Origin of the sequence: Paenibacillus flagellatus, from assembly GCF_003217775.1 — a bacterium.
Taxonomy (GTDB): Bacteria; Bacillota; Bacilli; order Paenibacillales; family NBRC-103111; genus Paenibacillus_AB; species Paenibacillus_AB flagellatus.
The window spans coordinates 70374-92880 of sequence record NZ_QJVJ01000007.1; the positions used below are offsets into that span (position 1 = coordinate 70374).

Consider the following 22507-nt stretch of genomic DNA (forward strand, 5'->3'; position numbering starts at 1 on the left):
GGAAGGGGGTCGCACATGGCGGCGGGACGGATTCATTCGGCGAGGCTGTACCAAACGATCGCGGTGCCGGTCACGATCATCATCGTCGCGCTTGTCAGCCTGCTCGCGGTGCTGTCGAGCGTCGTCATCGTGACGATGCAGAACGACCAGACGGAGAAGGCGGTGCGGCAATCGACGAACTACGTGTACCGCAGCCTCTGGTATCAATTCAACAGCTTGAAAAACATTCCGAGCTTCATCATCTCGAGCCGCGAAATCGAACATTTGCTCGAGAACCGGTATGCCGCCAAATCGGAAGCGGTCACCGACTATTACGATCTGTTCACGGAGTTCGAGAACATCTCGCTCATGTCGCTGCTGAACGAGGTCGACCCCTACAGCCAAGCGCAAATTTCGTACGTCGTGACGGTCATCGTGGGCGAGGAGAGCGGGCTGTACGAGTTGGCGACGGACCGTTTCGCGACGGTCAACGGCATTTACAAAAACGACGACGTGAAGGACAAGGACTGGTACCGGAAGCTGTCCGAAGCCGGCAATCCGATGGTTTGGTGGGCGGAGCCGGGCGGCGCCGACGGGAGAAGCGGCCACATTTACGTCGCCAAGCGCAAGGTGAGCGCGAAGGACGGCCGGGAGCTCGGCTACGTGGTCGTCGGCTACGACGTGGACAACATTCGCGGCGTGCTGAGCCAGAACGGGCTCGAGCAGGGCGAGTACGTGCTTGCGGACGAGCGGAACCGCGTCGTCTTCGGCACGCGGTACGCGTTCGGGCGCGATTTGAGCCAGGAGCCGTTCGCGGAGAAGATGGCCGCCGGATCGACGGACGGGCGGGCGCAGCGGGGGCAGGTAAGGGGCGAGTTCTCGCGATCGGCGGACGGGGAGCGGGCGTTCGTCGCCTGGGGCGAATACGAGAACGGCTGGAAGCTCGTCTCGATCGTGCCGGAGAGCCGGCTCGCGGACTACACCGCCGTCGTCGCGGGCGCCGCGATCGGCGTCAGCCTGCTCGGCATCGCCGTGACGACGCTGCTCATCCGCCGCGTCGCGGCCAAGGTGACGGTGCCGGTGACGCGGCTCGCCTCGCTCATGAAGCGCGTCGAGCTGGGCGAGCTGCAGCCGCCGGAGCGGCTCGAGCCGACGTATATCGACGAGGTCGATTTGCTCGGCCGCGGGTTCGCCAACATGATCGCGCGGCTGAACGCGCTGATCGAGGAAGTGTACGGGAAAGACATCGCGCAGAAGCAGCTGCAGCTCGACTTGCTGCATGCGCAGATCAACCCGCATTTTTTGTACAACACGCTCGACATGATCAACTGCAAGGCGCTCGACGCCGGCGACCGCGATACGAGCCGCATCGCCCGGCTGCTTGCGACGGTGCTCCGGTTCGGGCTGAACAAGGGACAGCAGGTCATCGCGCTGCGGGACGAGCTGAAGCAGGCGGCGAGCTACTTGGAAATCCAGTCGATGATGCACGGGGAGCTGGCGTACGGCGTCGAGGCCGACGAATCGCTGCTGGACGTGCCGGTCATTCATTTCGTGCTGCAGCCACTGGTCGAGAACAGCATCGTGCACGGCTTCCGCCAGCGGCGGACGGACCGGCGCATCGACATCCGGGCGTCGCGCGACGGCGACGACCTGCTCGTGGAGGTGCGCGACAACGGCTGCGGCGCCGACGCGGAGCGGCTGAACCGGCTGCTCGCGGGCGTGGAGCCGGAGGGCGACGCGGAAGCGGCGGCCGGGGAGCCGTCGGCATCGTCGGCATCGTCGGCGACGGGCGCAGGCTCGGGCGTAGGCGTGCGCAACGTGGAGCGGCGCATCAAGCTGTACTGCGGCGACCGGTACGGGCTCCGTTACGTTCCCGTCGAGCGGGGGACGTGCGTGCGCGTCCGGCTGCCGATGGCTTCACGGGGAAGCCCGATTCCTCTTTAATCCGACAAAAGGGTATCGGTTGTGATATAGGCTACCCCGGACCCGATAAACGGTTCGGCGGCGTCCCGGGAATTGACCGTCCATAGCGAGACGTCGATTCCTTTCGCCGTCAGCTCGCGTACCTGTTCGGGGGTAATCGCCTTGTAATCGTAGTCCAGAAAGGCCGGCGCCAATCGTTCGACCAGCTCCGCATCCGCGGAAGAAGGCGGCTTGGCGGATAAATACCCGAGCGGCACGCGGCCGTTCAAAGCCCGGACCTTCTTCAAATCGTCGGCATTGAAGCAGATGAAGCTGCAACGGTCCGGCATGCCGTGCCGTTCGACGACCCGTATGAGCTCCTCCAGGTCGGCGTCGCGGTGGTATTCTTCGATTTCGATAAACGCGTGCATCCCGTACGACCGGCATACGTCGAGCACTTCGCCCAAGGTCGGGACGCGCAAGCCGGCATGCTCCCCGATGCGGCAGCCGGACACGATATTCAATCTGCGGATGTCCTCGAGCGTGAACTCCTTCGTTTTTCCCGTACCGTCCGTCATCCGATCGACCGTCCGGTCGTGGTGGACGATCCAGTGCCCGTCGGTCGTGCAGTACGTATCGCATTCGATTCCCCAAAACCCCGATCGCCCGGCCAAGTCGAAGGAAGCGACCGTGTTTTCGGGAGCGTGCATGCTCAAGCCCCGGTGAGCTACATATTTCGGTTTCCGCATCGTGTTCTCTCCTTCGCGTTCAGCCCTTTACCGAACCGAGCAGAACGCCTTTATTGAAATGCTTTTGGAAAAACGGATAAGCGACCAGCAGCGGGACCGCCGAAATCATGATCGCGGCCATTTTGGCGGCGGGCGTATACTTGTAAAGGACGGTCGAGGCGTTCGATATCGACGGATCGTTCTCGATCAGCATCTGCCGCAGAAACACCTGCAGCGGCATCAGCCGGTTGTCGTTCAAGTACAGGATCGCCGAGAAATAAGTGTTCCAGTTATGGACCAAATAAAACAACGTGAACGTCGCGATCGCCGGAAGCGACAAAGGGACGATGACGGTCGTCAGCAGACGCCATTCCCCGCAGCCGTCCATGCGGGCCGATTCCTCCAGCTCCGCCGGGATCGTCTGGAAGAAGCTTCTCATGACGATGAGATTGAACGCGATAATCGCCGAGCTTAACCAAAGCGCCCAGAAGCTGTCGATCAATCCGAGCGCATTGACGACGAGATAAGTCGGAATCATTCCCCCCGAGAATAACATCGTAAAAACGACGATGAAATTGAGGAAGCTTCTGCCTTTCAGCCACGGCTTCGACAGGCCGTACGCCATCAAAGTCGTCAGCGCCATATTGATGAACGTGCCGACCGCGCTAATGACGACCGCGTTGCGAAACGCGCTCTTGAAGCCGGGATGCGCCATCAAGTAGAAGTACCCGTCCAGCGTAAATTGCTCGGGAATGAGATAAAAGCCGCGGGTCAAGTACTCCTTCTCCGTGGAAAACGATATCGCCAGAACGTAAAAAAGCGGGAAAAGAGCCGCTGCCGTACCGGCCAGCAGCGCGGCATAGACAAGAAAATCGAGAATCCGGTCGCCGCCCGTCGAACGCGTTTTCAAAACACTCCCTCCTGACCCATGCGCTTGGCCAACGTATTGGCGAGCATGACCATCGTCAAGCCGATGACGGATTTAAACAAGCCGACGGCGGTCGAATAGCTGTAGTCTCCTTCATTGAGGCCGACCTTGTAAATAAACGTTTCGAACACCTCGGACACGTGCTGGTTCATCGGATTTTGCAGCAAAAAGACGTGCTCGAAGCCGAGGTCCATGACGTGCCCCAATCGCAAAATAAACAAAATCACGATCGCGCCCCGCAGGGCGGGCAGCGTAATATGCCACAGCTGGCGCCAACGGCCGGCACCGTCCATCCCGGCCGCTTCGTACAGCGTAGGGTCGACGGAAGCGAGAGCCGCCAAAAAGATGATCGCGCCCCAGCCCGCGCCCTGCCAAATGTTCTGAACGAGCCATACCCAACGAAAGTAGCGGGGATCCGTCATCAGCTCGACTCTGTCGAAGCCCCATTCCTCCAGCAGTCCGTTGATCGCGCCCGAGCCGGTGGCGAACAATTGGACGGTAATCCCGACGATGACGACCCAAGAGATGAAGTTCGGCGCGTACAGGACGGTCTGCACCGTGCGCTTGAACCACTTTCGCCGAACCTCGTTCAGCAGCAGGGCGACCAGGATCGGAGCGGGGAAATAAAACAAAATGTCGAGCAAATTCAGCATCAGCGTATTCCGCAGCAGCATCCCAAAATCGTTCTCGGCGAACAGCCTCCGAAAATGGTCCAAGCCTGCCCATTCGCTGCCGAATACCCCTTTGAACGGACTGTAGTCCATAAAAGCGATCAAAATGCCGAACATGGGAACATATTTGAATACGATGAAAAACAGCAGTCCCGGTAAAACCATCAAATAAATGGGGAAGGCTCTGCGCCAATACCCGTTAATCATCATGTGCCTCCTCGTCCGGCAGCCCGTCAAGAAGAGAACAGTCTCGGGAGGCCGCGCCTTCCGAGACTGTTCTTCGCGAACCCGGGCTACGATTTCGCTTGGAACGCCGTATTGACTTCCTCGACGATCTTGTCTCCGCCGTTTTTCTTCCAGTCGGCGATCGTGTCGCGGATGCTTTCGACGGGCTTCTTCCCGGCGATGATTTCCAGTACGGACTGCAGAAATTTGTCCGACAGCGCTTTGCCCTGCTTCGTAAACGTCTCGGACGAGCTGAGATAGCCGTCGGATGCGTTTTTATACGGATACTTCTTGGCGTTGGTAATGGATTTCTCCATCTCCTCGGCCCACTTCGGCTGGCTCCACTTGTAAATGTTGAACGTATTGGAGCTGCCGCGCAGCATCCAGTTCCACAGCAGGCTTTGCCGGCCTTCGCCCTCCGCCTTCAACGCGTCCGTCATCTCGTAGGTGCCGTCGCTCTTCTTCTGGTAGTGGACGCCTTCGATTCCGTTCTTGATAATGTCCTCGCCCTCCGGAGACACCCACCAATCCAGCATTTCCAGCATCCGCTTCCGCTTCTTCTCGTCCATGTCCTTGCTCAGGACCAGCTTCAGCATGCCGCTTGAAGGCGTCCTCGTCCCCCTCATGCCGTTCGCTCCGATGGGAGGCGACAGCTCGACGAATTTGCCGTTCGGCGCGATCGACTGAAGCTGCTGGTTCGTTTGCTGGCTGAACTGGTAGTGCATATCGATGGCGAACCCGACTTTGCCCTGCGCATACTTCGTATTGAAATTCGTATTCGTAATAAAGTCTTTGTCGAGCACGCCTTCTTCGTAAGCTTTCTTCATGAAAGTCAAAAACCGGACCCATTCGTCCGCCTGCGTTTCCATCGGAACGAGCTTTCCGTTCTCTTCCTTCCAGCCGTTCGCGATGCCGAACGCCGCCAGCAGCTGCGGATTGCCCAGTTGGAGCGAGTTGCCGAGCGCCGAGAAGCCGTAGGTGTCCGCCTTTCCGTTCTTGTCCGGGTCTTGCGTCGTAAAAGCTTTGGCGATTTCGTAAAATCGGTCGATGGTGAATTCGTCCGCCTTGGGCAGCGGAAGCCCGAGATTTTCCATCCAGTCGGCACGGACATAGAGCGAGTTTTGGGCCGTCTCGTAAATCGGAATGCCGTATAGTTTTCCTTTCGGGTTCAGCAAAGCCCACTCCTCCGGCTTCGCGACGTTTTTCAAGGTCGGATAGTCGGACAAATACGGCTGGATGTCCAGGAAGACGCCTTCGTTCACCCATTTCAGAAACATGCCGGAATCGACCCGGATCGCATCGGGCATTTTGCCGGAAGCGGAGACGACGTTCAGCTTCTCGGCGAAGTTGGCGTTGGGGACCCACTGAATTTGCAAGTCGACATTGAACTTTTGATTGATGTACTGGATGACCGGATGATTGTTGTCCGGCCAGCCGCCCCCGGTCCAGGACGCCGCCATCATCTCGATTTTGATCTTCTCGGACTTATCCCCCGGTGCGGTGGACGAACCCGCGTCGCCGCCCGGTCCCGCTTCCTTTTGCCCGCTGCAGCCCGCTGCGGCCGCGACCGTCAAGCATAAAGCCGCCTTCCCGATAAACGCTTTCTTCACCTCGTGAACCTCCCCATACGATTCCTGTCATGAACCTCTTGCCCCTTCAGTATATCTGCTTGGGCGGATCCGTTTTTTCACCATCTTACGGTGTTTTTATCCGATTTTACGAGGTTTCGCTTGTCCTTTTCGGGAATCGGAGAGCGACGACGCTCCCTCGTCCCGGAGACGAGCGGATGCTGACGCCGTACGGGGCCCCGTAATTCAGCACCATTCTCGCGTGCACGTTGATGATGCCGATCGATTCCTCTGCGGCGAATCGTCCGGACGGCTCCTCGACGGCGCGGCAGCGGTCGTGGATCCGTTTCAGCACGTCTTCGGGAAATCCGTTTCCGTTATCGGCGATTTCGATGACGAGATCCCCTTGCTCCTCGAACGCGCGGATTCGGATGACGGCATTGCCGTTTTTGGGCTCGACCGCATATTTGACGCAATTTTCCGCGATCGGCTGAATCGATAGCTTGATAATGCGGCAATCCATGAATGCCTCGTCCACCGTGACGGTGCTTTGAAACTTCGGCGCAAATCGAATGTCGACGATTTCGAGATAATGCCGGAGGTTGCGCAGCTCGTCCCGCAGCGGGACTTCCGAGCCCGGCATTTTGGACGTATAGCGATAGACGCTGGCCAGATTGGTCGCCATGTTCTCGATCATCGGCACCTTTTCCAGGTACGCGATGCTCTTGATGATCTCCAGCGTATTGTAGAGCAGGTGGGGGTTGATCTGATTTTGAAGCGCCTGGATGAGCGCATCTCTTTGTCTCAGCTGCAGATGCGCTTCCTTCATTTCCAGATCGCGCACGTTATGGATCAATTCCTTCAGCTTCGCCGTCATCCGATTGAAGCTGCTGGACAGCTGTTGGATTTCGTCCTTTCCGGGGAACGCTTCCGCATGGACGGACAATTCCCCGTTCTCCACGCGCTTCATCAAATTTCGCAGGCGAAGAATCGGACGCACGACCAAACCGACGATTCGGGGAATGACGAGCAGCGAGACGACGATCATGCCCGTCATGATCATGAGGGTGGAATTGCGGGCCACCTGAAGACCGGTCGCCATTTCGTTCATCGGCACGTAAGCGACGATATCCCAGCCCGTCACGTCCGAATGGTTGGAGGACGCCAATATCGGTTTGCCCTCCAGCTTCACGTCGTCGTCTTCCCCGGACAGCCGGATCTCGCGCAGCACGGTATTTTCCAGCGACTCGCCGATCAGTTGGACGTCCGGATGGTAGAGCATTCGCCCCACGTCGTCGACGATGAAAAAATAGCCGGTCTTCCCCAAGCGGGCTTGTCCGAGAATGCTCGATATTTCGGAGATCGATAAGGCGATGTTCAAATTGCCGACGATTTTGACCGTGTTCGGGTCGTAAACGGGGATGACCAGCGTGATGAAGGGATAGGTGGTAGCCGTCGTGCTCTCGCGGTCGAAGTAATAGGGGACGACCTGAAGACGGTCGGACAACGGACCCGAGATCCAAGGCGCCGAATGGTCCCGGGGCAAATTGGAGTCTTGGGAATACGCGAGACGGTCGTCCAGAGAGCGCAGCACGATTCCCAAAATGTTGGAGTCGTTCAGGGCGATATACCTCGTCAAGATCCCCTCGACCAGCGATTCCTCGCTCCGGCTGAACCGGTCGCCGGCTTTCAGCCAATTTTGCAGCAGGCCGCTCTCCGGGTTTACGCCGAGCAGAGGATTGGTCGGCAGCGGCCCGGCGATCGAGGCGTAAGTCGATTGGGCCATCTGGTTGAAATACCGATCGAGCTGATGGTTGATTCTCGCCGTCGAATCCTCGGCCAGCAAGTAAAAGTCTTTTTTCGCCGATACGGTGTAATAGTGCGATGTAAAAGCGGCCATCAGGACAATCGAGACGAAGCCGACGGAAAGCACCAAAGCCAAAATTTTCGTTTGGATCGAGAAGCGGTAATGCCAATAGCGCCATTTCATGAGTCCATCCTCTTTCGATATTCGAGAGGCGACAGGCCGACCGTCGTTTTGAATACTCTCGAAAAATAAGGCGTGGTCGAAAATCCGACGATTTCCGTAATCTCGGATACGGAATAGGAGGTGGAAAGCAGCAGCTTCTTCGCTTCCTCGATTTTCAAGCCGTTCACGTAGTTGATCAAAGAGGTTCCCGTATGCTTTTTGAATAAAGCGCTGAAATGGGATACGCTGAAGTTCGCCCGTTCGGCCATATCGGTCAGCGTAATATCCTCCTTGTAATTTTCTTTGATATACCGGCAGGACTGCTCGATGATCGCGGGCATGCTCGATTTCGCGATGCCGGACCGGGAGAGATACCATTTCTCGAGCATAGCCTTGTAATACGGAACGACGCCTTCCCCGTCCGCGACATCGATCGCGGGAATGTCCGGATAGTCGATGTCGCACTCGTCCAGCAGCATCCTTAATTTGCGATCGAAAATATGGAGCAGGCTGATTCGCAAGCTTTTGCGGTAATCGTTCATGCTCAGCACGGATTGAATCAGCTCGACTTGCTTTTGCAAAGCCAGCTTCGCCGGAAGCGCTTGCCGGTTGTCGAGCAGCGCCTGGAATTTGACGACGTACCCGTTCAAGTCTTTCAGCGACTCCAGCTTCTCCTTGGAACGGTTTAACGACTCCTTCAGCAGCTCGAACCGGACCGGTTTCAGCAAATATTCGGACACGCCGTAGGTCATCGCTTTTTGGGCGTATTGAAAGTTATCGTAGCCGCTAATAATGACGGAGACGATCGGGAGACGATGCTCGTTGATTTTTCCGCAAAGCGTCAGGCCGTCCATCTCCGGCATCATGATGTCGGTAATGAGCAGCATGGGCCACACGTCCCGGATCTGGTTCCAGGCTTCTTCGCCGTTGCTGCAAGCTCCGACCACCTGAAACTCTTCTCCGGCCTCCTCCACCATTTTCACAATGCCTTTCAGCACCCAAGGCTCGTTCTCGGCCACTAACACGGTGTACATGATAAGCCCTCCAGATCCAATCGCTTGTATTCCCGGAATCTTCCGATTCGCGTCAACCTCATTCTAGCATTATCCGCGTTCGGTAAGGAACGAAAATGCGAAGATCGCTCCGGCACGCTCGCACCGTCCCCCGTTTCCGACTTTTCCCCGGGGGAATCGTCCGATGCTCCGGTTTATTCCGTGCGGCCTTTCTTTTATGCTAAGGATGTAAGCCTTTTCTTTTCACGACCGCCGGCCGGCGATGGAGAGGCTTTCGCCAATAGAGGGCACCGAGAGAACGGAGGAGAGATCTGAGTGGAACCGGCTGCCAACGTTACCGCCGCTCCGGTCCGGGCGGGATTAAGGCCCGCTTGGGCGCGAATATGGAAATTCCGGCTGTTGTACTTGATGCTGCTGCCGGCGGCCGTCTGGGTGTTCGTGTTCGACTACTTGCCCATTTACGGCGTGAGCGTCGCCTTTCTCGACTACAACTACGTGAAGGGCATATCGGGCAGCACGTGGGCGGGCTTGACCCATTTCAAGCAGCTGTTCGCCTCCGACATGTTCGTCAATGCGCTCCGAAACACGCTCATCATCAACCTGTACAAAATGGCCAGCGGCTTCGTCTGCCCGATCGCGCTCGCACTCGCGCTGAGCGAAGTCCGCGTCGCCTGGTACCGCAAAACGCTGCAAACGGCCGTCTACTTGCCGCGGTTCGTCTCGTGGGTCGTCTACGGAGGGCTGATCGCGATCATGCTGTCGCCCGAAACCGGCATCGTCAACCGGGTCGTCGAGTGGCTGGGCGGGCGGGAAATATACTTCCTCGCCGAGCCGCACTTGTTCCGCGGCATTCTCGTCGTCTCGGACGCGATGAAGGAGATGGGCTGGGCCGCGATCGTGTACATCGCCGCGATCGGCGGCATCAATCCGGAGACGTACGAGGCGGCCATCGTCGACGGAGCGTCGCGCTTCCAGCGGGTCGTGCGGATTACGCTGCCGGGCATCGCCACGACGATCGTCGTCATGTTCATCCTGCGGGTCGGCTTCATCATGAGCGCAGGCGTCGACCAGGTGCTGAACCTGTACAACCCGATGGTGTACGAGGTGGGCGACATTCTCGACACGTATATTTACCGGATGGGCGTCGAGCAGTTCAACGTGAGCCTCGCCACCGCGGCGGACGCGATCAAGGGCGTCGTCGGCTTGGCGCTCGTCCTGCTGACCAACGCGATCGCCAAACGGATCAACGGCGACTCGGGCATTTTGTGAGACGGGGGACGGACACCGGATGAAAACGACTTGGAACGAAAAAACGTTCGTCGGCTTGAACTACTCGATCTTGACGGTCATTACGCTTATCATCGTGCTGCCGTTCTGGTACGTGCTGATCGTGTCGGTGACGCCGTATTCGGATTTTATCGAACGGAACGGGTTTATCCTGCTTCCGAAGCAGTTCAGCCTGGAATATTACCGCTACCTGCTGCAGGACGGGTCGATGCTGTACAAGGCGTACGGGACGACGATCCGCAATACGGCGGGCGGCGTGGCGCTGGCGCTGTTCCTGACGGCGACGTCGGCGTACGCGCTGGCGGAGAAGCGGCTGCCGGGGCGGAAATGGATATTGCTCTTTTTCGTGCTCACGCTGTTTTTCAAAGGCGGGACGATCCCGCTGTACTTGACCGTCAAGCAGCTCGGCCTGCTCGACACGAATATCGTGCTCATTCTCGTCATGGCGTACAGCGCTTTCCTGATGGTCATCATGAAAACGTTTTTCGAGGCGATGCCGGAAAGCTTGCGGGAGTCGGCGGCGATCGACGGCGCTTCGGAGCTGCGCATCTTCTGGCAAATCGTCCTGCCGCTGTCGCGACCGGCGATTACCTCGATCGGGCTGCTGTACATGGTGACGTATTGGAACGATTTCTTCAACGCGCTGCTCTACGTGTCCGACTGGAACAAGGCGCCGGTGCAGCTCGTGCTGCGCACGATCATCGCCAACTCCAGCCTGCCGCCGGAGCTGCTGGAGGCGGCCGGGACGACTCCGCCGCCGACGGTCGGCATCCAGATGGCGTGCATCGTCATCGTCGCGCTGCCGATGCTCGTGCTGTACCCGTTCGTGCAGCGGCATTTCCAGCAAGGGATGATGGTCGGCTCGATCAAAGGGTGAACGCATATAAAAAAGGGAGGTCAACCCCATGCACTTCGGTAAAGGGAAAAAACGGTCTTTCGCGGCGGCCTTGTCCGTCGTTCTGATCGGCTCGGTCGCGCTGGCCGCCTGCTCGGGCGACGGCGGCACAACGGACCCCGGAAAGGCGAGCCCCGCTCCGCAAGGCGGCGCGTCCGGCACGAACGGCGAGGAGCCGTACACGATCAAGTGGCTCCGCCAAATCGACGTTTCGAAGCCGTACGACCCGAGCAAGGACGTCCTGAAAACGGCGGTCGAGAAAGCGCTTAACGTGAAGTTCAACGTCGAGCTGGTGGACAACCAGCAGTACAAGACGAAGCTGAACCTGAAAATGGCGAGCGACGACATCCCGGACCTGGTGCGCATCGATTTCGCCGACGACTTCCAGAAATATGCGGTGCAGGGGGCGTTCGTCGATTTGACGGCGCTCGTCAACGAGAAGGATACGCCGAACATCGCGAGAGAGGTGCCGAAGTCGGTGCTCGAGCAGGCGAAGCTGAACGGCAAGCTGTACGGCATCCCGTACGCGGGCGGGCCGGGGTCCGGCTACCGGTGGAACATCGTCATGCGCGGCGACTATCTCCAGTCGCTCGGCCTGCAGACGCCGAAGACGCTCGACGACTACTACGCCGCGCTCAAAAAAGTGAAGGAGGCGAAGCCGGACGTCATCCCGCTCGGCGGCTATACGTCGCAAATCGGCGAGGTCAAGTACGCGAACAACTCGTTCGACCATATATTCGGCGCGTTCGGCGTGACGCCCGGTTACTTTACGCAGAAGGACGGGAAGTTCTCCAACTTCGACATCGATCCGCGGATGAAGGACGCGCTCGCTTACTTGCAAAAGCTGTACGCCGAAGGGCTGATCGACAAGGAGTTCGCCACGCTGAAGGAGGAGCAGCTGCGCGACAAGCTGTACGCGGGCAAGCTGTTCTCGTGGATGGGCTGGTGGTCGACGGCGAGCGACTACGACACGCAGATCGAAACGTTCGAGTCGAAAAAATCGGGCAAGCTCGGCAAGGACGACAAGCTGCCGGACCAATCGGCGCAGCCGTACAAATATTTGACGCTGACCGACGCGCTGACCGGCAAGGACGGCGTGTACGTCGCCCCGCAGGGCGCCCCGTTCGGGCAAGTGTTCGCGATCAGCGCGAAGACGAAAGACCCGAAGCGGCTGCTCGCCATCGTCGACAAAGGGCTGACGCCGGAAAACCAGATGCTGTCCGTCTGGGGGATCGAAAACGTCGACTACAAATTCGACAACGGCAAAATGAAGCAGATCGTCGACCATATCGATCCGAAAACGCAGACGGACAAGGACGGCAACTTCCGCGGCATCCAAAGCTACACGTGGGCGCCGGGGCTGAACGGCTGGCCGCGCTATCTCGAATCGACGCCGCTTCGCCGCGAGCAGGCGCTGTCCATCGCGATCAACAACAAGTACCAAATCCAGGACGCCTCCAACTACCTGACGTCGCCGACGAAAATCGCCAAGCTGAAGGAGCTGAACACGCTGCGCGACTCGACGTTCACGCAGATCATCATGGGCGCCGACCTGAAGAAGTTCGACGAGTTCGTGGCGAAATGGAAAAGCCAAGGCGGCGACCAAATCGTCAAGGAGCTCGAGGAGTCGTTCAAGCAAAAGCAAGGCAAATAAACCGGACGCGCCGCTGAGCCGGGAACGTCGGAACCGTGGAACCGTGGAACCCCGACACTCTGACACTCCGACACCCCGGCGCTCTGGTTTGACACACCCTCGCAACCGCATATTCGGACTTGTCCCCGCTGCTCCACGATCGATACGGAATGGCGGGGACGTTCGCATCTCCCGGCATCGTCCGGTCCCTTGGGGGCTCCCGCTCCCGCCCCATTGGATTTTATCCAGCAGAATCGTACAGGTGACCACAAAACGGGCGCCCTATTGGAATCCATCCAATAGAATGGCCGCCCGTCGCTCCAAATCGACCATATCGCGGTCACGTCGTTGGACAAAATCCAATAGATGCCGGTTTTTGTTCCTCCCAGCGCTTTTTCTACTGGACTGGATAAAATCCAATAGCCGGAGGCAGTTTCGTGGCTCGATCAATTCGATCAAGTCAACCAGCCGATCATACCGGCCAGGTCCATCGGAAAGCTCGGCACGGGCGTGGGCACAACGGATATTGCACGGACCGCGCGAACGGAAACGCATCTTGCCCTTATACCGGAAAGGAGGTGGTGGAAGGGAATCGGCCGACCTGACGACGAGCGGGCGTCAATCTGGCGGACGCCCAGGACGCATCCATTCGGAACCATACCCAAATCCAATTTAGGAGGGATCGATGATGACGAACGAACCTCGGCTCCGGACGCGACGCCGGACCGCCTGGATCGCGCTCGCGCTGTGCGCGGTGCTGCTGGCCCCGCTGCTGCCGCCCCCGCCTCAAGCCGCGGCGGACACGGCGGCGACGCCGTACTTCGCCGAGCATTTCGAAAGCGCTGGCAACTCGTGGGACGGCATCGCATGGACGAAAGAAACGGACGCGGCCGCCGGCTCCACCGTCGGCGTGCTGACCGCGTCGGGCGCCGCATACCCGACGGCGCGCGCGAAGCCGGCGAGCTGGACGGATTACGCCGCTACGAGCGGCTCGTACGACTACTCGTTCCGGGCGAAATATGCGGACGCCGCCTCCGGCGCGCCGAAATACGCCCGCACGCTGTTCCGCTACAACACGTCCTCGTCCGCCGCGAACTACTACTACTTCGAATTCCGCCAAGCCGGCAACGCCGTCTATTTCGGCAAGTACGAGAACGGCACCGATACGCGTCTCGGCGGACCGTACGCGATCGACGGCAAGCTGGCCGGCTTCGACTTCGACGTGTGGCACGACTACGCGATCGCGGTGCACGGCACCCGCTTCCGGCTCCACATCGACGGCGTATTCATCGCCGAGTCGCCGGCGGACGCCGCGCATACGTCCGGGACTATCGGCTTCGGCGCGAAAAACGCCGCGCTGCGCGTCGACGATGTGGTCGTCACGCCGCATCAAGACGCCGCCGCCCCCGCCATCGTCCATACGCCTCCGGCCGCGGCCGCCGCGAACGAGCCGTTGACGGTGACGGCCTCGATCTACGACGAGTCGACCGTAACCGCTTTCGTCTATTACGGCTACGACGGCGCGCCGGCGACCGCCGTCGGCGTCATGACCGGGGACGCCGCCACCGGCTACCGGTTCGACATCCCGGGCGCCGCCTCGGGCACGCTTCAATACCGGATCGTCGCGACGGACGCGAACGGCTTGACGGCGGCCAGTCCGGCTACCGGCTTGTATACGGTACCGGTTCAAGACGCGCCGCTCGCCATCGCCCACACGCCGATCGTATCGGTCAACTACAACACAGAGGCGAGCGGAACGTTCTCGATTTCCGATGCGCAGGCGACCGTGACGGCGGCCGTCTACTACCGGATCGGCGGCGAGAGCGCCGTATACGAAGCGGCCGTACAGCGCAGCGGCGGCGATTTCGCCTTCGTCATACCCGGCACGAACCGCGCGTCGAGCGTCAGCTACCGGATCGAGGTGCGGAGGCCGAGCGGCTCCGTCGTCCGTTATCCGGAGTCGGGCGACGTCACGTACGCCGTGAAGCCGTTCGTCCGGTATTTCACCGATTTCGAGAACGATGCGGTCGGCGCCGTGCCGGCCAACTGGACGACGAGAGGCGGCCAGCCGAAGGTGCAGGTGTACGACGACAACGGCAACCGGATTCTCCGGTTCGCCAATGCGAAGGACGGCGACAACTGGCAGGCGAAGTTCGTCCATTCGCAGTACCGCAACATCGACAACTTCAAGGTGAAGTTCAAGGCGAGATACGTCAACCGGAATCCGAACCCGGACTCGGTTTATAATCTGTGGCGCATCCGGTACCGCGCTTCGGATGCGACGTACAACACGATGGAGTGGTCGACTCACAATACGAAATATATAATGTTCAAAAGAACGCCTCTCGGCGGCTATGCAAGCGGCAGCTACTTCCGCTCCGTGCCGAACGAATGGCATACGTACGAGCTCGTCGTGGGCGGCGTCAACCATAAGCTGTACATGGACGGGACGAAGGTCGTCGAGTTCGACGATTTCGCCGAGGATGCGCCGCTTCAAGGCTTTTTCCAGTTCGACACGATCAACGGCCTGCAGCTGGACATCGACGACTTCGAGATTACGCCGCTCGACGTCCCGTATACGTTCTTCACCCAGCCGACGGGCGGCTATGCCGGCATCTTCGCGCAGGGCGAGCCGGTCGGCATCGATGCGACGCTGCGCGGCGGCTCGGCGGCGCACGCCTATACGGTGAAGTATGCCGTCGCCAAGGCGGACGGCGACAGGTCGACCGTATCGTCCGGCGAACGGACGATTCAAGCCGGCGCTTACTCGACGGTGACGGAGACGGTATACTTCCAACCGAACGTCGGCGCGCTCGGCACGTACGACGTCACCGTTTCGCTGGACGTGGACGGCGTCCCCGCCTCCGACCAGACGAAAAAAATGCGCATCGCCGTCGTCAAGCGGATGGCCTCCCGGACCGATCCCGATCCCGACTTCGAGACGAAATACGGCTTCAACGCGCATTACGACTTGACGTGGAACGAGGACCAGCTCGCCTCGATCGCCGATATGGGCGTCAAGCGGCTTCGCCACGAGGTCGATTGGTGGGCGATCGACAAAGGCAACGGCGTGTACGATTATTCCAAGCTCGATCCGATCGTCGACAAGCTCGAGCAGTACGGCATGCGGATGATGCCGATTATCGGGATTACGTCGAACTCGATCTACGACCCGGTCGGCACGGCCGATACGCCGGCGGCGCTCGAGGCGATGGGGCGATTCGTCGAGAACATCGCCGCCCGGTACAAGGACCGCATCCGCACGTGGGAGATGCCCAACGAGCCGGAGCTCGTCATGAAGCCTTACGTGCCGCAAGAGATCGTACAGCTGCAAAAATGGTTTTACACGAGCTTGAAAAAGGCGGATCTGGACGCGGTGCTGCTCGCCGGCGACCATACGTCGGGCGTCGTCACCCATCTGCCGCCGGAGCTCGAGCTCGGCTCGTACGACTACGCCGACGCGTTCTCGTACCATCGGTACACGTACGGCGTCATGCCGGACGGCTTCCTCCAAAACCAGACGAACGGCGTCAAGCAGCTCGTGAACGCGCTCGGCGGCTGGAAAGACCTGTACGTGACCGAGTCGGGCTGGCCGACGGCGAAGTCCGGCTTCCCGAACGTGTCGCAGGAGGTGCAGCGGGACTATGCGGTGCGCGGCTTCCTGATCGACATGATCACGGACCAATTGTCCGGCTTGAACCATTTTACGTGGAAGGATTCCGGCTTCGACGACAACTTCTTCAACACGAGCTACGGCATCACGGACGGGGACGGCCGTCCGAAGCTCGCCTACGCCGCGCTCCAGACGCTCATGACGACGCTCGACCGCCCGATGTACGCCGGCAAAATCGACACCGGGGACGCCTCGGTCGAGGCCCATCTGTTCCTGAACGGGAGCGAGCCGATCGTCGCCGCTTGGAAAAAGGTGAATTACGGCAGCACGCCGGTCGCCGAGGCGCCGACGTCGACCGTTTCGCTGGCGGTATACGGTGCCGCGTCCGTCACGAAGATCGACGTGAACGGCAACGAGACGACGCTCGTTCCGGCCGGCGGGTCGATTACGGTCACGGTCGGCGGCTCCCCCGTCTACCTGAAAGGGTTCGGACCGGACGCCCTGTACGCGTCCGCCCGGACGCTGCTCGCGGAGAAGCGGGCCGACGCCGCCGCCAAGCTGCAGCAGGCGGGAGAAGCCGCCGCCGAAACGGTGCAGCTCGACGGCGTGCACGCCGCGCTCGACCAGGCGTTGACGGCCGGCGGCGACGCGAACGCGAGGGCGCAGGCCGTCGAGCAGGCGATCGCGGACACGTACGCCCTGATGGGCGCGATCGCCGACCGGATCGGGGCGGGCTCACTGGAGCGCGCCGAAGGCTACGTCGCCCTGGAGGCGCTGTACAACTACGCCGACCGGGCGGCCGCGTCGCTCGTCATGGCGAAGCTCGAGCAGGGACTGTCGTCCGTATCGCTCGACTACGCCGCGTCGCTCGGTGCGGAAGGGACGACCGACCCGAATACGGCCCGGTACGTATACGAAGCGAAGAAGGGCGAGTCGAGCCTGCTGCCCGTTTCGACGGCGGCGATCATGCGGGCGAACCGGTACGGGCGGCTGGCCGAGCAGTCGGCGGACGCGTCGCGCTACGCTCACGGCTACGCGTACAACGTGATGGCGAAGCGATTCGCCGCGGCGGTGAAACGGATCGTCGCTTCGGAGAATCCGATCCCGGCCGGCATCATGGCTTCGGCCACGCCGCTGTACGCCAACATGGAGGCGGGCAGCAGCGCCTCCGTCGCGGTATCGCTCAGCAACCGGACGTCCGCCGCAGGGACGGCGACGCTGTCGCTGGCCGTTCCCGACGGTTGGGAGAGCGCGCAAACGGGCCCGCTGACGGCGCAAGTCCCGGTCCCCGCGGGAGCGGTCGCGGCCCATACGTTCGCGGTTCACGCGCCGACCGGCGTGGAGAAGGGGACGTACGACGCGACCGTGCTCGTCACGATCGGCGGCGTCCAGACGGACCGGATCAAGGTCCGGCTCGTCGTGTACGACGCGATCGGCGCGAAGCTGCAGCCCGTCGACGCGACGCCGGCCGAGCTGGAGACGGTCGTCGTCCGGCTGACCGGCACGTCGCCGATCGCCAAGACCGGCCAAGTCGTGCTGAAGGGCCCGGGCGGCGTCGTACTCGCGCCGGCGGCGCCGGGAGGCGATACGTTCGCGATCGCGAAAGGCCAAACCGTCGACCTGCCGTTCCTTTGGAATCCCGTGGCGCCGACTCCGTTCCACGAATACGAAGTCGACATGACCGTGCTCGATGCGGCGACGAACGAGGTCATTTTCCATGACGGGGCGATTCCGCTCGACTTCCTCGTCATCGGGAAGACGCAGACGGCGCCCGTCATCGACGGGAATTTGCAGGAATGGAGCGGGGCGCATCCGATCCATCTGCGGGGCGAGGAGCGGAATGCGACCGGCCTGTATGACCCGGCCAACCTGGACGCCGTCGCTTACTTCCAGTGGGACGACGACAACCTGTATATCGCGGCCCGCGTCACGGACGACGTTCATAAGGCGGCGGAGCCGCCGTCGAACGTATGGCGCAACGATTCGCTGCAAATTTCGATCGACCCGCTGAACGACAAGGGGACGGCGTACAAACCCGACGACGTCGACTTCGGCGTGGCGCTCAACAATTTGAACGAGCGGCTCGCCTACGTATTCGTCGCCGCGGCGCCGAACGCGACCGGCAACGTGTCCGGCTCGCTGCCGTTCGCGGTGTTCCGCGACGAATCGTCCAAGACGACGAGCTACGAAATCCGGATCGCCGGCAGCGGCATCGTGAAGCAGCTGGAAGCCGCGCTCGCCGAAGGAAACCGGATCGGCCTCAACGTCGTAGCGAACGACGCCGACCTGTCCGAAGGACGGCAAAATTACGTCCAATGGACGCGCGGAACCGCCGATACGAAAAACCCGGGCCAATACGACAGCTTCCGTTTCGTGAACGGGGCTCCGTAAACGACGGCCGCCGCCCGGAAGCCGCCGCTCCGACAGGCGGCGGCTTTTCCTTGTACGCCCGGCATGGAGCGGGCATGAACGGTAAACCGTTTCGATACAATGTAAAACGTCTCTATTCGCAAGCGAGCGAGAATCGGGTACGATGTGTCGCAAAGTCGCAAAATCTACACGTACATCGGGGGGATTGGCCATGTCAACCGTCAAGCTGCTGCTCGCCGACGACGAGCGGATCATACGCGACGGCATCCGCAGCCATATGGATTGGGAGCGGCTCGGCATCGAGCTGGTCGGGGCGGCGGAGAACGGCAAGGAGGCGCTCGACATGCTGAAGAGCGGGCCTGTCGACATTTTGCTGACCGACATCCATATGCCGTACATGGACGGCATCCAGCTGTGCCGGGAGGCGCGCAAGCTTCACCCGAACATCAAGATCGTCGTCCTTTCCGGCTACGAGGAGTTCGAATTCGCCAAGCAGGCGCTCGAATTCGCCGCGATGAAATATATGTTGAAACCGTTTACGAGCCGCGAGCTGGAAGCCGTCGTCCTCCAGGCGAAGCAGGAGGTGAACGGCTACCGCCGGGCGGAGTCGACGCTGCAGCTGACGATGAAGCGTCTGCAGGAAAGCTTGCCGCTGCTGCGCGAAAACGTGCTGACCCGGCTCGTCGAAGGCCGGATGGGCGAGCGCGAGGCGAGACAGCGGCTCGAATCGCTCGAGATCGGGCTGAGCGGCGACCGGTTCGCCGTCTGGATCGTCGAGCCGGAGGCCGATCCGGCCCCTCCGGCCGGGGCGCCGCCGGGAGGAAGCGGAGCGGGCGAGCTGCATCTGCTCATGCTGCGGGACGAGATCGAGGCGTATATGCGCAACCGGAAGCGGGCGCTCGTCTTCGGCGGGCTGAACGCCGGCGTCGTCTGCATCGTGGAGGCGGACGGCGACGACGGGAGCGGGCGCGAGTGCGGAATCGAAGGCGGGGGCGCGGGCGCGGGGGACAGCCTGTTCGATTTGGCCGACCGGCTGAAGGCGCACGTCCTCGATACGCTGCATCTGTCCGTTTCGATCGGTTTGGGCGGGGTCAAGGACGGGCTGGAAGGCGTCGCGGAATCGTATCGGGAGGCGGCCGAGGCGCTCGAATACCGGTTTCTGATCGGAGACGCCAGCGTCATCCCGGTCGACTACATCAACTTCACGAGCGAGCCCGGCTTGACCGCCGTTCCCGACAAGCATATCGAACGGCTGACGACCGCGGTCCGGCTCGGCAACAAGGCGGGCATCCGGGGCGAGCTCGACGCGGTGTTCGCCGCCGTCCGCGCCCATCCGGGCACGCCGATCGGCGACATCAAGCTGTACATGAAGGAATTTCTCGCCCTATCGCTCCGTCAGCTGCTCCAGTCCGGCGTCCGCCTGAAGGAAATGTACGGCAAAGAATTCGACCCGTACTCGGCCGTCGACCATTACCGGACGATGGACGACATGCAGCGCGGCATCCGGACGCTGTTCGCGGAGCTGGCCGATTTCGTGCGGGACAAGAGAGGGAACAAGACGCGCTCCGTCATCCGGCGGGCGGTCGAGTTCATCGACGCCCACTATAAGATCGAGGACCTGTCCATCAACCGGCTGAGCGAGGAGCTGCAGATGAACACGTCCTACTTCAGCCGCCTGTTCAAGCAGGAGACGGGCTGCACGTTCACGGAATATTTGGCGAGGACGCGCGTCGAGAAAGCGAAGCGGCTGCTGCGGGAGACGACGATGCGGGTGTCCGAAATCACCTTCGAGGTCGGCCTGAAGGACCCGTTTTATTTCAGCACGCTGTTCAAAAAAGTGACCGGCCAAAACCCGACCGAATACCGGGAGCGAGCGGAATGAAGACGGTCGCCGCGATCGTCCGCCGGCTGCCAAGGCTGTTCGGCACGGGCATCTTCCCCCGCATTTTCGTCATGACCGCGGTGATGGTGACGTTCGCCTTGACGGTCGGCGCGTATTTCACGCTGACGCTGTTTACCAGGAAGATGGAGGAGAAGAGCACGGAGAACGTCCGCAACATTTTGGAGCAGACGAACAAATTGATCGATTCGCGGATGGATATGCTGCTCCGCCTGTCCAACCTGATTCTTCGCGACCCGGCGATCGGGGAGCTCGTCGCGGACCGGATGGGGCGGAACGGGCGCGACAAGGAGCGGATGCGGGACGCCATCGGCAAATATATCGAATCGGACGCGGGCATCGTGTCCGTCTTTTTGCTGGACAAAGAGAGGGGGCTGTTCGTGCCGTCCGACGATTTCCGTACGGACGCGTACGACGTCGAGGAGACGAAGGAACGGTATTTGAGCATGTCGGGCAATCCGTACTCCAAAGGCTTGATGTGGATACCGACGCACCGGATCGACTATTCGAGCGAGCGGCACGAGGGCGAAAACGTGCTCAAGCTGGCGCGGGACATCTTCGATTCGTCCGCGGGCGTCTACCGGGGGACGGTCGTCATCAACATCGCTGAGGAAAGCGTTTACCGCTACTTGAAAAACGTCGACGTCCCGCCCGGCACCGTCTTCCACGTCATCGACAAAAACGGCATCGTCATTTCGGGCACCGAGCGCAACGGCGTCGGCAAGTTCGAATACAGCTACACGTACATGCAGGCCGTCCTGCAAAAGGAAGGGAGCTTCGTCCGGGATTACCGCGGCACTCCGTATCTGTTCGTATTCAACAAGCTGGAGAGCGTCGACTGGGTCATGATCGGGGCGATCCCGATGAGCGAAATCCAGAGCGACCGGGACCGTCTGTCGAGAGGCTTGATCGTCCTCTGGCTGCTCGTGCTCGCCGCCTCCCTCGCCGGCTCGACCGGGATCGCGTATTCGATCGCGAAGCCGATCCGGCGGCTCGCCGCCGCGATGCGCGACGTCCGCTCCGGCAGCTTCGACGTGAAGGCGGACGTTCGCACCCGCGACGAGATCGGCCAGCTCGCGGACAGCTTCAACGAGATGGTCGCGCGGACGAACGAGCTGCTGCACCGGCTGAAGGAAAGCCACGTCAAAGAAAAAAATGCGGAAATCCGCGCGCTGCAGGCGCAGATCAACCCGCATTTTCTATACAATACGCTCGCTTCGGTCGTCTGGCTGGCCGAGGGGCGCGAGTACGACAAAATTACGGACCTCGTCTCGAAGCTGGGACGCTACTACCGGCAAAGCTTGTCGCGGGGAATGGACGTCGTCACCGTCCGCCACGAGCTGGAGCATGTCGCCAGCTACCTCGCCATCGAGCAAATCCGCTACGGCACGAAGTTCGCCTACGACATCAGCGTCGAGCCGGACGTATACGGGTACAAATGCCTGAAGCTCCTCCTCCAGCCGCTCGCGGAGAACGCGCTCCACCACGGCGTCATGAACCGGGAAGGGAGCGGGTGGATCCGGGTGGACGGATGGGTGGAGGACGGCGACATCGTGCTTCGCATCGCCGATAACGGCGGCGGCATTCCGGCCGGGCGGCTGGACGAGATCAACGGCTGCTTCCGCGCCGGACGGTCGTTCGAGCTGCGCGATTCGTACGGTATCGCGAACGTGAACGAGCGGCTTCAGCTCGTGTACGGCACGGCCTACGGCCTCTTCTATACATCCGAGGAGGGGCGGGGAACGACGGTGCTGATCCGGTTTCCGGCGAGGCGTGAGTAAGCGCTATCATCGCGGTAAACAGATTGAAGGAGAAGTAAACAGCTT

General features: G+C 60.8%; 13 protein-coding genes. 7 read left to right on the forward strand and 6 right to left on the reverse strand.

Features of this window, described 5'->3' with window-relative positions; translation table 11 throughout:
- Positions 1 to 15 precede the first annotated feature (15 nt).
- On the forward strand, positions 16 to 1923 hold the full coding sequence (locus DLM86_RS16305; RefSeq protein WP_110841120.1) for a cache domain-containing sensor histidine kinase: 1908 nt from the start codon (positions 16 to 18) through the stop codon (positions 1921 to 1923).
- On the opposite strand, the gene DLM86_RS16310 is transcribed toward DLM86_RS16305, so the two are convergent.
- The 6 genes from DLM86_RS16310 to DLM86_RS16335 all read right to left on the reverse strand — a co-directional run bounded on the left by DLM86_RS16310 (position 1920) and on the right by DLM86_RS16335 (position 9004).
- Positions 1920 to 2630: a glycerophosphodiester phosphodiesterase gene (locus tag DLM86_RS16310; RefSeq protein WP_110841121.1), complete on the reverse strand. Its 711-nt coding sequence runs from the start codon at positions 2628 to 2630 to the stop codon at positions 1920 to 1922. The genes DLM86_RS16305 and DLM86_RS16310 overlap by 4 nt on opposite strands.
- Positions 2631 to 2649: 19 nt before the next feature.
- Positions 2650 to 3519: a carbohydrate ABC transporter permease gene (locus tag DLM86_RS16315; protein ID WP_110841122.1), complete on the reverse strand. Its 870-nt coding sequence runs from the start codon at positions 3517 to 3519 to the stop codon at positions 2650 to 2652.
- Positions 3516 to 4415 (reverse strand): ABC transporter permease, encoded by a 900-nt coding sequence (locus DLM86_RS16320; RefSeq protein ID WP_245954650.1) that lies wholly within the window; start codon positions 4413 to 4415, stop codon positions 3516 to 3518. Before DLM86_RS16320 ends, DLM86_RS16315 begins: the two co-directional genes overlap by 4 nt.
- An 86-nt stretch (positions 4416 to 4501) precedes the next feature.
- A complete protein-coding gene (locus DLM86_RS16325; RefSeq protein WP_110841123.1) occupies positions 4502 to 6043 on the reverse strand; it encodes a type 2 periplasmic-binding domain-containing protein in 1542 nt (513 codons plus the stop codon).
- 106 nt (positions 6044 to 6149) lie between these two features.
- Entirely contained in the window at positions 6150 to 7991 is a 1842-nt protein-coding gene (locus DLM86_RS16330) for a sensor histidine kinase (protein WP_110841124.1), read from the reverse strand.
- Positions 7988 to 9004, reverse strand: a complete 1017-nt coding sequence (locus DLM86_RS16335; RefSeq protein WP_110841125.1) for a response regulator — start codon at positions 9002 to 9004, stop codon at positions 7988 to 7990. The genes DLM86_RS16330 and DLM86_RS16335 overlap by 4 nt, the downstream gene beginning before the upstream one ends.
- Positions 9005 to 9298: 294 nt before the next feature.
- Between DLM86_RS16335 and DLM86_RS16340 the strand changes: the two genes are divergently transcribed.
- From DLM86_RS16340 to DLM86_RS16365, 6 genes are all read left to right on the forward strand, one after another.
- A complete protein-coding gene (locus DLM86_RS16340) occupies positions 9299 to 10252 on the forward strand; it encodes an ABC transporter permease (RefSeq protein WP_245954652.1) in 954 nt (317 codons plus the stop codon).
- A gap of 19 nt (positions 10253 to 10271) precedes the next feature.
- Positions 10272 to 11147: a carbohydrate ABC transporter permease gene (locus DLM86_RS16345; protein WP_110841126.1), complete on the forward strand. Its 876-nt coding sequence runs from the start codon at positions 10272 to 10274 to the stop codon at positions 11145 to 11147.
- Positions 11148 to 11175: 28 nt separating this feature from the next.
- Positions 11176 to 12819 (forward strand): extracellular solute-binding protein, encoded by a 1644-nt coding sequence (locus DLM86_RS16350; protein WP_110841127.1) that lies wholly within the window; start codon positions 11176 to 11178, stop codon positions 12817 to 12819.
- A 667-nt stretch (positions 12820 to 13486) separates the two neighbouring features.
- On the forward strand, positions 13487 to 18802 hold the full coding sequence (locus DLM86_RS16355) for a sugar-binding protein (protein ID WP_146250224.1): 5316 nt from the start codon (positions 13487 to 13489) through the stop codon (positions 18800 to 18802).
- A 190-nt stretch (positions 18803 to 18992) separates the two neighbouring features.
- Positions 18993 to 20663 (forward strand): response regulator, encoded by a 1671-nt coding sequence (locus DLM86_RS16360; RefSeq protein ID WP_158289501.1) that lies wholly within the window; start codon positions 18993 to 18995, stop codon positions 20661 to 20663.
- Positions 20660 to 22462: a sensor histidine kinase gene (locus DLM86_RS16365; RefSeq protein ID WP_110841130.1), complete on the forward strand. Its 1803-nt coding sequence runs from the start codon at positions 20660 to 20662 to the stop codon at positions 22460 to 22462. Before DLM86_RS16360 ends, DLM86_RS16365 begins: the two co-directional genes overlap by 4 nt.
- Positions 22463 to 22507: the final 45 nt, after the last annotated feature.